This is a genomic window from Pseudodesulfovibrio aespoeensis Aspo-2 (assembly GCF_000176915.2).
In the GTDB taxonomy this organism is placed as follows: Bacteria; Desulfobacterota; Desulfovibrionia; order Desulfovibrionales; family Desulfovibrionaceae; genus Pseudodesulfovibrio; species Pseudodesulfovibrio aespoeensis.
Genome location: NC_014844.1, coordinates 3,073,444 through 3,087,846, shown reverse-complemented (window position 1 = coordinate 3,087,846; position 14,403 = coordinate 3,073,444). Strand labels below are relative to the sequence as shown.

The window sequence follows — 14,403 nt, the reverse complement described above, 5'->3', positions numbered from 1 at the left end:
ATGCAGGGCAAATGCGGACTCTTCTTCACCTCCTATCGCGCCGAGGCGCAGATATTCCAGAGCGGATTCCAGAAGCTCATGGTCGGCCTGTTCGTGGTCGCGCTCCTGGCCGCCCCGATGGCGCTCAGCATCCACCACACCTCCATCATGAACCTCATCTTCATCTCGGTCATCGGCGCGGTGGGCCTCAACCTGCTCACCGGCGTGTGCGGCCAGATATCGCTCGGCCACGGCGCATTCATCGGCGTGGGCGCCTATGCTGCGGGGCAGTGTTCCCTGCACGGCGTTCCCTTCCCCATGGCCATCCTCGCCGGCGGGCTGATCACGGCCATGGTCGGCATGGTCTTCGGCATCCCGTCCCTGCGGCTCAAGGGCATCTACCTGGCCATCGCCACCCTGGCCGCCCAGCTCGTGCTCGAATATGTTTTCCTGCATGGCGGCGCGCTCACCGGCGGCTCAAGCGGCCTGCTCCTAGAACCGCCGCGCATCCTCGGCTTTGCCTTCGACTCCGAGGCCAGGATGTACTACCTGCTTTTCTTCTTTGCCGCGTGCGCGCTGCTCCTGGTCTCCAACATCATGCGCACCAAGTATGGCCGGGCCTTTGTCTCCATCCGCGACTTCCACCTCTCGGCTGAGATCGTGGGCGTCAACCTCTTCTGGTACAAGCTCGTGGCTTTTGGCGTCAGTTCTTTCCTGGCCGGGGTGGCCGGGGGGCTGTGGGGCCACTACACCGGCTACATCTCGGCGGAGCAGTTCAACATCGGCCTGTCCATCTCGTACCTGGCCATGATCATCATCGGCGGCATGGGCAGCGTGCTCGGCTCGGTCTTCGGGGCCGTGTTCATCGTCCTGCTGCCCGAGGCGCTCAACGTGCTGGCAAACGGCCTGGGCGGGTTTCTCCCGGATATCGCCCAGCATCTGGTGGCCCTGCGCGAGGGCGTGTTCGGCCTGGTGCTGATCCTGTTCCTGATCTTCGAGCCCGAGGGGCTGGTCAACCGCTGGCGGCTGGTCAAGGCGTACTGGAAGCTCTATCCGTTCGCCCATTAATCCCGCACACGGCGGGTGAACATAGCGACCGCGACCGGCCCGGGATGGGGCGGAGCGCGACAACCTTCAATCCTTGAGGAGTTTACGACATGAGGATAGGTACAATCATAACCGCAGCATGCATCACGCTTTTTGCCGGGCTGATGCTGCTTGGCTGCGGAGGCGGGGAAGAAAAACCGGCGAAAACCGAAACCGCAACCGAAACCGCAACTGAAGCCGCGCCGTCAGACGCCTCGCCCGACACCTCGCCCATCAGGGTCGGCGGGCTCATCGACCTCTCCGGCCCCACCTCGTCCGTGGGCGTACCCTATGCAGATGGCATCAAGGCCGCCGTCAAGTACGTCAACGACAACGGCGGCATCAATGGCCGCATGCTCTCATTTGATCTGCAGGACACCGCCTACAACGTCCAGCAGGGCCTCTCGCTCTACAAGAAGATGGTCAACACCGACAAGGTGGTCTGCATCCAGGGATTCGGCTCGGCAGTGACCGAGGCCCTGGTCCGTACCCTGGCCAAGGACATGATCCCCAACTTCTCGGCCTCCTACTCGGCCCACCTGACCGATCCGAGGACCGCCCCCTACAACTTCTTCACCTCCGCCGACTACTCGACCCAGCTGCGGGCCGCCCTGATGCACTTCCGCTCTCAGTGGACCCAGGAGCGCGCACCCAAGGTCGCCTTCATTTATCCCGACCACCCCTACGGGCTGGCCCCCATTCAGGCAGGCAAGCAGTACGCCGCCGAGATCGGCTACGAGATCGTGGGCGAGGTCAACGTGGCCCTCAACGCCATCGACGCCACCACCGAACTGCTGCCCCTCAAGGACAAGGCCCCCGACTTCTGCTGGATCGGCGGCACCACCCCGTCCACCTCGGTCATCCTCAAGTCTGCCAAGAACATCGGCATGACCACCGTGTTCTTCACCAACATCTGGGGATCTGACGAAACCCTCTCCATGCTGGCCGGGGCCGACGCCGACGGCTCGTACTCCAACCAGGCCGCGGCAGTCTACGGCATGGACGTGCCGGGCATGAAGGCCATTGAACAGCTGACCGAAGGCAAGCCGCAGATGACACACTTCACGCGCGGTTTCGTCTCTGTTCTGACCATGGCCGAATGCATGAAGCGGGCTGCCGCCAATGGCCCTGTCACCGGCGAATCCATCAAGATCGCAGCCGAAACCCTGCGCGACTTCGACCCCATGGGACTGGCACCGCTCATCTCCTTCTTCCCGGATGATCACCGCCCGAACATGGCCGTGTTCCTCTATACCTTCAAGGACGGGAAGCTCACCTTTGTCAAAGAGGAAATCCTCGAACGCCGCGCCGACTGGCTGGGGCATTAAAAGTTGCATGATGAACCGGGGGGAAACTTTTGGAAAAGTTTCCCCCCGGACCGCCTTTCTTTATTTTGTCTAGGCAATAGGTTGTTTAGAGGAAAAGAGAAACGATGGTAATACTGCCTTGCCAAGAATAAGGAATAACAATCATGGAAAACAGATTGATTCTTCATGTTGGACTGCAAAAAACAGGGACCACTGCCATTCAGAGTTTTCTGGAAATAAATACAAATATCTTGAAGCGACAACGCGTAAACTACATAATTAATCCAACAAGGCTGTATATGGCTTGGCCCATTTACCGAAACCGAGAGGACGCCACCGTTCCTGTCGAAGAACTTTGGAAGCCTATAAAATTATCATTGCAACATAGCAGCGTCATGTACAGCAATGAAAGTTTTTCAAACATTGTTGAAGAACGCCCGGAGTTTGTATTGGATTTGACCAAACTACTTCCTGAAAATCCCATCACAATTATAGTATACATACGTCGACAAGATCTCCATTATGAATCATTGTACGGACAGAACATCGTGCACGGGGAGTTTAGAAAATTTAACCCGTCTCCATCTGATGATTATATGATATTTGATTACGGACAAACCACGAAAGTCTATGAGTATTCACGCTGGCTAAACATCATGAGTGATCATCTTAGACCCCAAGATAAACTAGTTGTAAGAGTTTATGAACGCGGTGCCTTTGAGAGTGGGTCAATATTTAATGATTTTATTTCTGCCGGTGGGCTACAGTGGGATCCAGAATTTACTATCCCTGAGAAAACAGTAAACGTTAGTCTCGACGGTAGATTTATAGAACTCGCCCGGAAGATGGCCTCTTTTTACAAAATCAATGGCCCCAAAAACTACAACTTTCATTTTGAATCGTCATTTCTGTGGGTGACTTTAAAAACAATCAATGAAGCAATAGGAATAACCGGCAATAAAAGACTGTTCTCCAGAACTGAACGAATTGAGTTCATGAAGAAATATGAAGATACCAATAACTCTGTGTCTAAAAAGTTTTTTAATAACAAAAAACCGCTCTTCGATGAAAGTGACCTGTACTCGACAGCTAATAATGAAAAAGATCGATTCAAAGAAGGCGAGTGCGAGATGGCGCTAATCCTATTGAACAAGCTATGGATTGACATTGCATGTCTGGCAAAATTTCGAGTTCTCAACTACATGCGGCTCAAATACTACTTGAAAAAAAGAAAATATGATCGTTCGTTTAACACAAAATGGCGGTGTTTTTTCCACAAAACGATACAGAGCCTCGGGAAGCGTACTGTTAAAAATTGGGGAAGTGTACCACAAATGGAAAATGAACTTTATACCTTATCATCCGAAGTTACCAAAACAGAATGCTTAATTGATGAGTACCATAAATTTATCCAAAATGATGAATAGCAGTAAGTGCTGCGTCGCTAAATTAGTTGGGGAATCCTTCTGTTTTTAGCACCGGGAAAGAAATTATGTCGCCTCGGCCCGTTGCTCCCAAACTTTTTGGGGCTCCACCGCCAGGAAGGGCAGGAAATTTGGGAGAGTTTGATGGCGGCGTAGAGGGGCGCATGTCCGCGTTGAGCGGCCCTTTGTGCGAAACAACAATAAAAAGCTCGCTTTTTCGAGCATCTACGCCATCTCCGCCGCTCTCCGTCGCTTGGTTCTCCCAGCCCAGCCTGGCGGCGGAGAGCCAAAAAGTTTTGGAGAGTCCAGAGAACCTTTTTCGAAAAGGTTCTCTGGCCGCCGGAGGCAAACCACATGGCCGGAGGCACAGTGAACGATATTCTCAAGGTCGAGAACCTCGAAGTGGTCTACAACGACGTGGTGCTGGTGCTCAAGGGGCTTTCCCTGGCCTGCCCGCGCGGCGAGATCACGGCCCTGCTCGGGGCCAACGGCGCGGGCAAGTCCACCACGCTCAAGGCGATCTCCGGCCTGCTCGAATGCGAGGACGGCGAGGTCACGGACGGGTCGGTTCTCTATCAGGGCGAGCCCATCCAGCACCTGATCCCGGAAAAGATCGTGCGCAAGGGTATCTTTCAGGTCATGGAGGGCCGCCGCATCTTCGAGGATCTGACCGTGGAGGAAAACCTGCGCTGCGGCGCGTTCACCCGCCCGCGCTCCGAGATCGCCGGGGGGCTGGAAAAGGTCTACGACTACTTTCCGAGGCTCCGCGAGCGGCGCAAGCAGCTCGCGGGCTACATGTCCGGCGGCGAGCAGCAGATGTGCGCCATTGGCCGCGCCATCATGGCCCGGCCCCAGCTGCTGCTCCTGGACGAGCCGTCCCTTGGCCTGGCTCCGCTCCTGGTCGAGGAAATTTTCGAGATCATCAAGAAAATCAATTCCGCCGAAGGCGTAACCGTGCTGCTTGTGGAGCAGAACGCCAGGGCCGCCCTGTCCGTGGCCGGGCAGGCATACATCATGGAAAATGGCCGTGTGGTCATGGAAGGCAAGGCCGCCGACCTGCTGCACAACCCGGACGTGCAGGAATTCTACCTCGGCATGGGACACTCCGGCGACCGGCGCAGCTACCGCGACGTGAAGCACTACCGCCGGAGAAAACGCTGGCTGGGATAGCCGCGGGTGTGGGGGCGGTGCCTCCGGCGGCTGGAGGAAGGGGAGGAAAACCCCCTTTGCGAAAAGGGAGTTTTCCTCCCCTTCCCCCAGACCCCCAACCCCTCCTTTCCCCTAAACGTTTTGTGGGTGGGGCGGGGGGTGAGCAGAGGGGCTGGGCCTGGATGAAAAAGAGTCGGTCATGGTGGAGCTTTTTTTGGAGTTGTCGTAAGCTGGGGTTGACTGTTGAAGATCAACGCCATCTTCGCCGCCGTCAATGACCAGGTTGTCCTGGGTTCTTCCAGGCGGCGGAGAGCCAAAAAGTTTTGGAGAGTCCAGAGAACCTTTTTCAAAAGGTTCTCTGGCCGCCGGAGGCATCCTTCTATGTATTATCACGAGTATGAGACCGAGCCGCGCGAGAAGCGGATGAAGCGCAAGTGGAAGGCGGTGCGCGAGGTGCTGCTTGAGGCCGAGCGGTCGTCGGGCGAGTTTCGGGCGCGGCTGGAGGGCCTTGGGGCGTGCGCCAAGGATTTCAAGGGGTTTGAGGATTTCGGCAGGATCCCGGTGCTCAGGAAGCGGGAGATCATCGGGTTGCAGGCCGAGCATGGCCTTGAGTGGTTCCTGGGGTGCGAGCCGGGGCGGCTTGGGCGGATCTACCAGTCGCCGGGGCCGATATTTGATCCCGAGGGCGCGGAGCCGGATTACTGGGCGTGGGCCGAGGGGTTCTTTGCTGCCGGGTTCCGGCCCGGTGATCTGGCGCAGATGACTTTTTCCTACCACATGACTCCGGCGGGGCTGATGCTGGAGCAGCCGCTGCGGGCCATCGGGTGCGCCGTGATTCCGGCCGGGCCGGGCAATACCGAGAAGCAGGTCGAGTTCATGACCCGGCTGCCGGTGACGGCCTTTGTGGGCATGGCCAGCTATCTCAAGGTGATCGGCGAGAAGGCGGTGGCCATGGGGTATGATCTGGCGCGGGATTTTCGGCTCAAGAAGGCGTATGTGGCTGCCGAGCCGCTGCCCGAGAGCCTGCGGCGCGAGGTGGAGGAGATGTTCGGCATCACGGTGCGCCAGGGGTACGGCACGGCGGACGTGGGCTGCATCGCCTACGAGTGCATGGAGCTTGGCGGCATGCATTTGTCCAACTTCCGGCATGTGGAGATTTGCGACCCGGCCACGGGTGAGCCCGTGGCCGACGGCGAGGTGGGCGAGGTGGTGGTCACCCCGTTCTTCACCGAGTATCCGCTGGTGCGGCTGGCCACGGGGGATTTGTCGTCCATTGACGTTTCGAAGTGCGGCTGCGGGCGCACGGCGCGCAGGCTGACGGGTTGGAAGGGGCGGGCCGACGACACGGCCAAGGTCAAGGGGCAGTTCATCTATCCGGGTCAGGCCGGGGGTGTGTGCGCCCGGTATCCCGATGTGTGTGCGTGGCAGATCAGGGTGAGGAATCCGGGTGGACGAGACGCCCTTGTCGTGCTACTGGAAACAGCGGTGGAAATCGATGCAGACGCCTTTGCCGCTGATTTCCAGGCCACAATGAAGCTCAGACCCGTGGTCGAGGTGGTCAGGCCGGGCACGCTCCCGGCGGACGCGCCAAGACTCGTGGACGAAAGGACTTTCGGTTAACCCCGGCTCTCGTCCGGGATTGCGGTCCTCATCGGATGGGGCGGCGCCAGGAGCGTCGCCCCTTTTGATTGGGGCCGACAAAACGCAAGGCCGACAGGGAGAGAACTCCCTGTCGGCCTTGCGTTTTGGGTGGTGTGGATCGGCTCTAGCAGCCGCAGCTTCCCGAGGAGCAGCCGCCACCGGAGGAGCAGCCGCAGCCGGAGACGCCGCCCATGGGGTTTTCCGAGGCGATCTGGAAGCCGTACTGGGACATGTCTATGGTGATGGCACCTGCGGCCTCGGCCAGTTCTTCCTGGATCAGGAAGGTGAACGCGCCCTGCTCCACGGACTTGTCGCCGTCGCGCACTTCGTCCAGGGCCAGGGAGAGGCGGGGGCCGGAGCAGCCGCCGTCGGCCAGATGCAATCGGATGGGTTCGATTTTCTTGCCCTCAAAGTAGGTGGTCAGTTCCTTCTGGGCGGATTCGGTTACGGTGATCATGGCATCTCCTGTGTTGGTTGGGTTTCGCTTATTGTAACTAGTAACCATTGCTTGTCCAGTGGCTAGGTGAAAAAAAACGGCGTCCCATAACGAGACGCCGCTTTGTCAACGGTCGGTCGGACTGATCTAGCAGGAGCAGGAGCCGCTGCTGCACCCGCCGGTGCTGCAACTGCTGCCGCCGCCGACCGGGTTCTCGGACTCGACGACGAAACCGTAGTAGGTCATGTCGATCTTTACCGCGCCGGTCTGGGTTTTGAGGCCCTTGTCGATCAAAAAGGTGAATCCGTCCGTCTCGAATACTTCGTCTTTTTCGTTAGGCTCGTCCAGAGCCAGGGTCAGGCGAGGGCCTGCTCAACCGCCCTCCGCGAGATACACGCGGATGGGGGAAGGGGTCTTGTCGCTGAAGTAGCCTTCGAGCTGCTTCTTGGCGGCGTCTGTTACATCAAGCATTGGTGCCTCCTGTTCGATGGTCGGGAAAGGAAGAGGTAAGATCAAAGATGCGCTTTGTCAAACGCAAAAAAAGGGGGGAATCCGGCGTGGCTGTTGACCCCCCGTGATTGATGGGATAATTTCAGACGTTGCAACACGTCCCACGGGCAAGCGAGGCACGAGATGAAAGAATGCGGCACCATCCTGAACGCGCGGGATATGGACAGAACCCTGGAGCGGCTGGCCCTCGAGGTCTTTGAGCGCCGCGGCGAGGACGAGCGGCTGGTCATCATCGGCGTCCAGCGGCGCGGGGCGGACCTTGCCGAGCGGCTCAAGCGACGGCTCGACGAGCGGCTGGGGCGCAAGATTCCCCTGGGCAAGCTCGACATCAACCTCTACCGCGACGACTGGACCACCAACCTGGAGCTTGCGCCCACCATCAACTGTTCCGAGATAGGTTTTGACATCGAGGGCGCGTCCGTCGTGCTGGTGGACGATGTGCTCTACTCCGGGCGCACCACCCGCGCGGCCCTGGAGGCTATCCTCGACTACGGCAGGCCCCGGCGCGTGGAGCTGCTGGTCCTGGTGGACAGGGGGCATCGCGAACTGCCCATCCAGGCCGACTATGTGGGCAAGAAGCTCGATACCCTGGGCGATGAGCATGTCAACGTCATGGTGGTCGAGCGCGACGACGAAGACCGTGTCTGTCTTGTCCGGAGCTGACCTGGTCATGGGATTTTCCGCTGTTGAGCGAGATGCGGTGCTCAAGCCGTGCATCACCCTGGTAGGCATGGCCGGGGCTGGCAAATCCACCCTGGGCCAGGTGCTTGCCGCCCGGCTGGGCTGGTGCCAGCTCGATACCGACCGCCACCTGGAGGCCTATTATGGCCTGCCCTTGCAAACGATCATGGACCATTTCGGCCTTGAGGAGTTCCTGCGCATCGAGGGGTATCTGGTCAGCCAGCTCTCCTTGACCCGGACCATCATCTCCACGGGCGGCAGCGTCATCTACAGCGCGCCCGCCATGGAGCGGCTCAAATCCCTCGGCCCGGTGGTGCTGCTGGACATCGACGAGCAGACCTTTCTCGACCGGGTGGGCGACGGCGGCAACCGGGGGCTGGCCATTGCGCCGGGCGAGACCCTGCGCGACCTCTACGCCCGGCGGCAACCGCTCTATCGCGCCGTGGCCGACATCGTGGTCCGCACGGACCGGGAAACGCCTGAGGCGTGTGTGGATTCAATTCTTCAACACATCGACTTTGCATGAAAAAACTGACTCCCAAGGGCGCGTTCCGCAAGCTGGCCGCCATCTATTCGGCCATGGTGGACCGCTATGGCGAGACCGCCGGGTCCATTGGCCTGACCTGCGACGGCTGCCCGGACAACTGTTGCCTGAGCTTTTTCCAGCATCACACCCATGTGGAGTGGGCCTACCTGTGGGAGGGGCTTGCCGCCCTGCCGCCCGAGCGGCTGGAAGAGATCCGCATTCGGGCACGCGACTATGTGGAGCAGGCCCAGAATGCCCTGAGTCGCGGGCTGAGGCCCCGCATCATGTGTCCTCTCAACCTCGCGGACCAGAAGCAGGGCATTTGCGGGCTCTACGACCACCGGCTGATGATCTGCCGCATGCACGGCGTGCCCAACGAACTGGTCCGGCCCGATGGCCGTCGGGTGGTCTTCCCCGGCTGCCAGCGCTGCCAGGGGCTGACAGAGGGACTCAAGGCCGAGGGCGGGAAGATTCCCGTGGTGGACCGCACCCCCCTCTACAGGGAGCTGGCCGCCCTGGAGATGCAGTTCGTGGGCAACGCTCTGCGCAGCCTGCCCAAGGTGGACCACACCATCGCCGAGATGATCGTGCTCGGCCCGCCCAGGCTCAGGTAGCCGCACTGTCCATACGGCAACAAGGCCGCCCGAAGCGATTCGGGCGGCCTTGTTGCTGGTGGCTCTGGGAGCCTGCGTCAGGCGGTCATGGAAAACCCGGCCTTGGCAAAGGCGAACTGCCCGGCCTGGAGCAGGGCGATCTCGTTCTCGCGCGAGCTGATGATGCGGAACTTCTCGTCGTCAGGCAGGGCCGAGTTCCAGACCTGGACGATCTCGGCCCGGACCGTGCTGATGCGGCTCTCGATCTGGCGCAGGGAAAAGGTGCCGTTCTTGATGGGCTCGATGACGCTCTCCCGGAAGGCGCGGATCGCCTCGGGCGAGAAGGCCGCGAGGTCGCCCGTGGGCCGCAGGGGGGCGTTTTCGGCCTGTCTGTTTTCGGCCAAATCCGCCTCGCGGGCCTCGGACTGGGGCATGTCCGGTGCAAGTCCGCCCGGCATGGGAAAAACTGTGTCGATATGCATGGCTCGCCCTCCGTGGCGTGTGTCCATCCATCCTATCGGCCATGGGCGCGGTTTGCTGAAGGGGGTGGAGCGAGGTTTGCTCGGTGGGCGTGACTAGGCGCCGCTGCCAGCGGCCAGGTAGCGGGCGCGCCGGACCGGGTCGTCGCAGGCCTCGGCCCAGTGCAGGTAGACGAGGCGGAGGTATCTGGCGCGGATGGCGTCGGCGCGGGCCAACCGGGCGGCCACCGTGTCAGGCGGCATCGCGTCCAGGGCGTCGGCCAGGGCGCGGGCGCGGTGATGCGCCCTGTGGTGGGCGTCGATCTCGGCGCTGCCGGCCCGGCCCATGGCCTCGCAGCGTGCGGGGTCGTCGAGCAGGGCGCAGGCCAGTTCCACCAGCCGGTCCACGTCGTGCGGCGGGTAGGTGGTCAGGTGAACCCCCTCGGTGAAGAGCAGGGACTGGCCGTGGCCCACCTCGGGCGTGAGCAGGCATGCGCCGCAGGCCAGGGCCTCGAAGACGCGGAAGTTGAGGTCGCCCTGCTCGGCGATGTTGAGCACCACCCTGGCGCGGGGAAAGAGGTCCGCAAACTCGCCCTGGCGCACCACAAGGCCGGGAAAGCGCGCCCGGATCTCCCTGAGCATGGCGTGGCGTCCGGGCGTGGTCGCGGGGTCCACCTTGCCTGCAAAGAGCAGGTCCCATTCCTTTTTGGGCGGGCTGGCCGGGGGGTGTTCGTTGCGCAGGGGATAGGGCGGCAGCCAGAGCACCTGCCCGTCGCGCAGCCGCTGCCGGAACCGGGGCAGGTGGTCGCGCAGGCTGACCGCTGCCAGGTCGAACCCCTGGGCGTAGAGGGGATACCAGGTGTGGATGTGCGAATCGATGGCGTAGAAGGCGGTCAGGCAGGGGAACCGCTCCACCCCGACAAACGGGGGCGGCAGACTGCGGTCGGCGTAGAACACAACGTCGGGCACGCATCCGGCCCGGTGCACCAGCGCTTCCCAGTCAAGGATTTCCGGGTGTTCCATGGGGATGTGGATGACAGTGTGGCCCAGGGCCGCGAAGGAGTCGCGAAAGTAGATGCCGCCCACCCAGGCGATGGTTCTAGAGGGCAACGGAGTCCCCCTGGAGGAAGCCGATGAAGTCGCTCACCCCGGTCCTGGCGGCCATGACGTAGTTGACCGCGTACCTGGCAAAGGTCATGCGCCTGCCGTAGATCCGGTACTCGGTGTCGGCTCTGGCGAAATCCCAGCCGAAAAACCGGGCCACCCTCGGATTGACGGGCTGCTCGAAATCGGCAAACGGGGCGTTGAGCCGGGCCAGGGCATCCGCGTCCGGACCAGCCAGCCCGAGTTGGGCCAGCACGCCCCTGGCCGCGTGGTCCATGAGCATCCGGCCAGGGTGGTTGACGGTGTTGAAGAGCCGGGTGTCCCGGTAGTTGTCGATGATCAGGTCCAGGTACTTGACCGGCGTGCGGGCCTCGCGCTCGCGTTCCTGGGCCAGGGTCCGGCTGACCAGATCGAGCAGGTCGTACCGCTCGCCGGGGTCTGAGTGCAGGAAGAACAGCACGGTCTCCTCGGGTGGCAACCCCATGGCGATGCATTCGTCAAGGTGCTCGCACCGGAAGTCAAACCCCTTGCGTCCGCTCCAGGTCGGCCAGTATCCCTTGAAGAACATGTTGGGCACGCACAGGCTGGCCGCTGCCTGGGGCAGCCGTTGGAGCAGCGAGGCCGAGGCCAGGTCGCCCCATTCGGGGCCGAGGTGCTGATGGAGGAAGAGGGCGCACCGGTCCAGCCGCTCCACGGGCACGGGCTGGCGGGTGTAGTTGGTGTGCAGTTCGCACTCGAACCGGGCGGCGAACTCCGGGCTGGTCAGGAGCCGCTCCACGAGCGGTTCCCCCTGGCAGTTGGCGTGGACGATGCAGAGTTCTTTGGTCATGACGCCCCGGAACCGGTTGATTTTTCCTGCGAAAGTACGCCTGTGACCGATAGCACGGATACCCCTGCGCTTCAAGGGGCGTCCGGCTGGGCGGTTTACAGTGGGGCGGCTGGGGTGTATCCCACCGGGACCATCCGACAATCATGCAAGCGAGGATATGATGCGCACAGATTTGCAGGCGGCCCTGGCCGCCATCCGTCCCCTGGACCGCTCCCTGACCGGGCGCGGTCAGGCCCACATCGACAACCTGACCAAGCCCAAAGGCAGCCTGGGCCGCCTTGAGGAGCTGGCCTTGCAGCTCTTTCTCATCCAGGGCGGGGAGCCGCCCCAGGCAGACCCCATGCGCATCTACACCGTGGCCGGGGATCACGGCGTCAACGAGGAGGGCGTGAGCCTGTTTCCCCAGGAGGTCACCCGGCAGATGGTGCTCAACTTCCTGCGCGGCGGGGCTGGCATCAACGTGCTGGCCGCCACTGCCGGGGCGCAGCTCTACGTGGTCGATGCCGGATCGTGCGGCGGCGGCTACGACGAGCATCCCCGGCTGATCCAGGCCAAGATCGCGCCGGGCACGGCCAATCTGGCCAAGGGTCCGGCCATGACCGAAGCGCAGTGCCTGCGCGCGCTCATGCTCGGCGTGTCCCTGGCCGACCGCGCCCTGGCCGACGGGGTCCGGGTGCTGGGCACCGGCGACATGGGCATCTCCAACACCACGCCCTCCACCGCCCTGTACTGCGCCTATCTGGGCCTGGACCCGCAGGCCGTGACCGGCCCTGGCACCGGCCTGGGCAAGGCCGAGGTGGCGAAAAAGGCGGAGGTGGTCCGGCGCGGGCTGGCCGTCAACCGCGAGGCCGTGGAATCCGGCGACCCGCTGGCCGTGCTGGCCGCGCTCGGCGGGCTGGAGATAGCGACCCTGGCCGGGCTGATCCTGGGCGGTGCCAGGAACCGTCAGTTGGTCTGCGTGGACGGCTTCATCTCCACCGTCGCCTATGTGGCCGCCTTCAAGCTCTGCCCCGCGGTGGCCGACTACTGCGTCATCAGCCACGCCTCTGCCGAGCCGGGCCACGCCGAGGCGGTCAGGGCGCTTGGCCTCAAACCCCTGCTCGATCTCGGCTTCCGCCTGGGCGAGGGCACGGGCGCGGCCTGCGCCATGTACCTCGTCAGGAGCGCGGCGGACATGTATACGAAAATGGCGACCTTTGCCGACGCAGGGGTGTCGGCGTCAACGGAGTAGAAGAGGCGGAGCTGGCTGGCGGCCCTGGCGCACAAAAGGGATAGGCCGGACGATTCGTCGTCCGGCCTATCCCTTATGCGTGCCGCAGGCTGCGGCCTTGTTATGCGTCGCCAAGATCACTGGAGACCGCCTGGATGACATCGCCCTTGGCGTTGTAGGTGCCGGTGGCTTCGACCTTGACCAGCTCGCGGGCCATTTCCGGGTTCTCCATGACCTGCCGTTGCAGCTTGACCTTGCTGATGCTCTTGACCTGATCCGCCAGACTTGTGTTTTGCACTCCGAGTCCTCCGATATCCATGATCCGTACCTCCTTGCATGGGGTGTTGAAAAGCACTCTTGCAGTTCTTATCGGAGCATGTCGATGGAACTTTAGGGGACGCGCCGGAGCGCTTGGCGTTCTGTTCCCAACCACTTTTATTTCATGCTTTTTTGTCATTGCCGTCGCTGTCCTGGCTATCGTTTTGACGAAGGGGTCTGCCTTGCGGCCTTGTGCGCTAGCGTCCCTCGCGGGCATAAACCTCGTCGAGGATCGCCTTGCCGCCTGCGGCCAGCACCTTTTCGGCCAGGGCCGCGCCAATGTCCCAGGCGTTGTCCACAGGGCCTTCGGCGGTCATGCGGATGGGGCGCGAGCCGTCCACGTCGGCCACGAAACCGGTCAGGCGCAGCCGCTCGCCGTCGATGACCGACCAGGCCGCGATGGGCACCTGGCAGCCGCCGTCAAGGCCGGTCAGAAAGCCGCGTTCAGCCAGCACCTGCCGCTTGCTCGGCTCGTGGTTCAGGAATTGGAGCATGGCCGCCACCTCGGCATTGGCCGAGTGGTATTCGATGCCCAGCGCGCCCTGAGCCACGGCGGGCAGGAAGTCGGGCGGGCCGAGGATCTCATGCTTGGGCGCGGTCAGTTCGAGCCGGTTGAGGCCCGCAGTGGCCACCACGATGGCGTCGAATTCGCCGGCCAGGAGCTTCCTGACGCGGGTGTCGAGGTTGCCGCGCAGGGATTCGATCTTCAGGTCGGGCCGCAGGGTGGCGAGCTGGGACTGGCGGCGCAGGCTCGAAGTGCCAACCACGGCTCCGCGCGGCAGTCCGGCCAGTCCTTCGTACTTGACCGAGAGCAGGGAGTCCGTGGACGCCTCGCGCTCGGGGATGACGCCCACCTCAAGCCCCTCGGGCAGCTCGGTGGGCACGTCCTTCATGGAGTGGACCGCCAGCTGGGCGCGGCCATCCAGGAGCGCCTCCTCGATCTCCTTGACGAAAAGCCCCTTGCCGCCGACCTTTGCCAGCGGAACGTCGAGAATCTTGTCGCCCTTGGTCTTGATCTTGAGCAGGTGGACGGTCAGGCCGGGATGCTCGGCCTCAAGGCGGTCCTTGATGTGATTGGCCTGCCAGAGGGCGAGCGCGCTGCCTCGGGTGGCAATAGTGAGCTGTTTCATGCGGTGGGAGCCTTTTGCGTGT

At 62.1% G+C, this 14,403-nt stretch carries 16 protein-coding genes; 9 read left to right on the top strand and 7 right to left on the bottom strand.

Going from position 1 to position 14,403, the window contains the following annotated elements; all coding sequences use genetic code 11:
* From DAES_RS14300 to DAES_RS14285, 5 genes are all read left to right on the top strand, one after another.
* Entirely contained in the window at positions 1–1,047 is a 1,047-nt protein-coding gene (locus tag DAES_RS14300; protein WP_013515749.1) for a branched-chain amino acid ABC transporter permease, read from the top strand.
* 89 nt (positions 1,048–1,136) lie between these two features.
* Positions 1,137–2,393, top strand: a complete 1,257-nt coding sequence (locus DAES_RS14295; protein ID WP_013515748.1) for an ABC transporter substrate-binding protein — start codon at positions 1,137–1,139, stop codon at positions 2,391–2,393.
* 143 nt (positions 2,394–2,536) lie between these two features.
* A complete protein-coding gene (locus DAES_RS17695) occupies positions 2,537–3,799 on the top strand; it encodes a hypothetical protein (RefSeq protein WP_013515747.1) in 1,263 nt (420 codons plus the stop codon).
* 351 nt (positions 3,800–4,150) lie between these two features.
* The gene (locus DAES_RS14290; RefSeq protein WP_013515746.1) at positions 4,151–4,966 is read left to right on the top strand and encodes an ABC transporter ATP-binding protein; all 816 of its coding nucleotides are present in this window, start codon (positions 4,151–4,153) and stop codon (positions 4,964–4,966) included.
* Positions 4,967–5,326: 360 nt separating this feature from the next.
* On the top strand, positions 5,327–6,565 hold the full coding sequence (locus DAES_RS14285) for a phenylacetate--CoA ligase family protein (protein WP_013515745.1): 1,239 nt from the start codon (positions 5,327–5,329) through the stop codon (positions 6,563–6,565).
* Positions 6,566–6,710: 145 nt separating this feature from the next.
* Here the strand turns inward: DAES_RS14285 and DAES_RS14280 are convergent, their stop codons facing one another.
* Together DAES_RS14280 and DAES_RS18000 are read right to left on the bottom strand one after the other, a co-directional pair.
* Positions 6,711–7,043 (bottom strand): IscA/HesB family protein, encoded by a 333-nt coding sequence (locus DAES_RS14280; RefSeq protein ID WP_013515744.1) that lies wholly within the window; start codon positions 7,041–7,043, stop codon positions 6,711–6,713.
* Positions 7,044–7,169: 126 nt separating this feature from the next.
* On the bottom strand, positions 7,170–7,493 hold the full coding sequence (locus DAES_RS18000) for an IscA/HesB family protein (RefSeq protein WP_013515743.1): 324 nt from the start codon (positions 7,491–7,493) through the stop codon (positions 7,170–7,172).
* A 162-nt stretch (positions 7,494–7,655) separates the two neighbouring features.
* Here DAES_RS18000 and pyrR point away from each other — a divergent pair, with 162 nt between their 5' ends.
* The 3 genes from pyrR to DAES_RS14260 are packed head-to-tail and all read left to right on the top strand — an operon-like array spanning position 7,656 to position 9,353.
* Entirely contained in the window at positions 7,656–8,195 is a 540-nt protein-coding gene (gene pyrR / locus DAES_RS14270; protein ID WP_013515742.1) for a bifunctional pyr operon transcriptional regulator/uracil phosphoribosyltransferase PyrR, read from the top strand.
* A 7-nt stretch (positions 8,196–8,202) separates the two neighbouring features.
* Entirely contained in the window at positions 8,203–8,739 is a 537-nt protein-coding gene (thrB, locus tag DAES_RS14265; RefSeq protein ID WP_013515741.1) for a homoserine kinase, read from the top strand.
* Positions 8,736–9,353 (top strand): hypothetical protein, encoded by a 618-nt coding sequence (locus DAES_RS14260; protein ID WP_013515740.1) that lies wholly within the window; start codon positions 8,736–8,738, stop codon positions 9,351–9,353. Before thrB ends, DAES_RS14260 begins: the two co-directional genes overlap by 4 nt.
* A 77-nt stretch (positions 9,354–9,430) precedes the next feature.
* Here the strand turns inward: DAES_RS14260 and DAES_RS14255 are convergent, their stop codons facing one another.
* The 3 genes from DAES_RS14255 to DAES_RS14245 form a co-directional block, all read right to left on the bottom strand.
* On the bottom strand, positions 9,431–9,814 hold the full coding sequence (locus DAES_RS14255) for a hypothetical protein (protein WP_013515739.1): 384 nt from the start codon (positions 9,812–9,814) through the stop codon (positions 9,431–9,433).
* Between the two features lie 93 nt (positions 9,815–9,907).
* Positions 9,908–10,900, bottom strand: a complete 993-nt coding sequence (locus DAES_RS14250) for a glycosyltransferase family protein (protein ID WP_013515738.1) — start codon at positions 10,898–10,900, stop codon at positions 9,908–9,910.
* A complete protein-coding gene (locus tag DAES_RS14245; RefSeq protein ID WP_013515737.1) occupies positions 10,890–11,723 on the bottom strand; it encodes a WcbI family polysaccharide biosynthesis putative acetyltransferase in 834 nt (277 codons plus the stop codon). Before DAES_RS14245 ends, DAES_RS14250 begins: the two co-directional genes overlap by 11 nt.
* A gap of 160 nt (positions 11,724–11,883) precedes the next feature.
* On the opposite strand from DAES_RS14245, the gene cobT reads away from it, so the two are divergent.
* A complete protein-coding gene (cobT, locus tag DAES_RS14240) occupies positions 11,884–12,954 on the top strand; it encodes a nicotinate-nucleotide--dimethylbenzimidazole phosphoribosyltransferase (RefSeq protein ID WP_013515736.1) in 1,071 nt (356 codons plus the stop codon).
* A 100-nt stretch (positions 12,955–13,054) separates the two neighbouring features.
* On the opposite strand, the gene DAES_RS14235 is transcribed toward cobT, so the two are convergent.
* The gene (locus DAES_RS14235; RefSeq protein WP_013515735.1) at positions 13,055–13,252 is read right to left on the bottom strand and encodes a hypothetical protein; all 198 of its coding nucleotides are present in this window, start codon (positions 13,250–13,252) and stop codon (positions 13,055–13,057) included.
* A gap of 196 nt (positions 13,253–13,448) precedes the next feature.
* Positions 13,449–14,381: a hydroxymethylbilane synthase gene (gene hemC, locus DAES_RS14230; RefSeq protein WP_013515734.1), complete on the bottom strand. Its 933-nt coding sequence runs from the start codon at positions 14,379–14,381 to the stop codon at positions 13,449–13,451.
* Between the last annotated feature and the right edge of the window lie 22 nt (positions 14,382–14,403).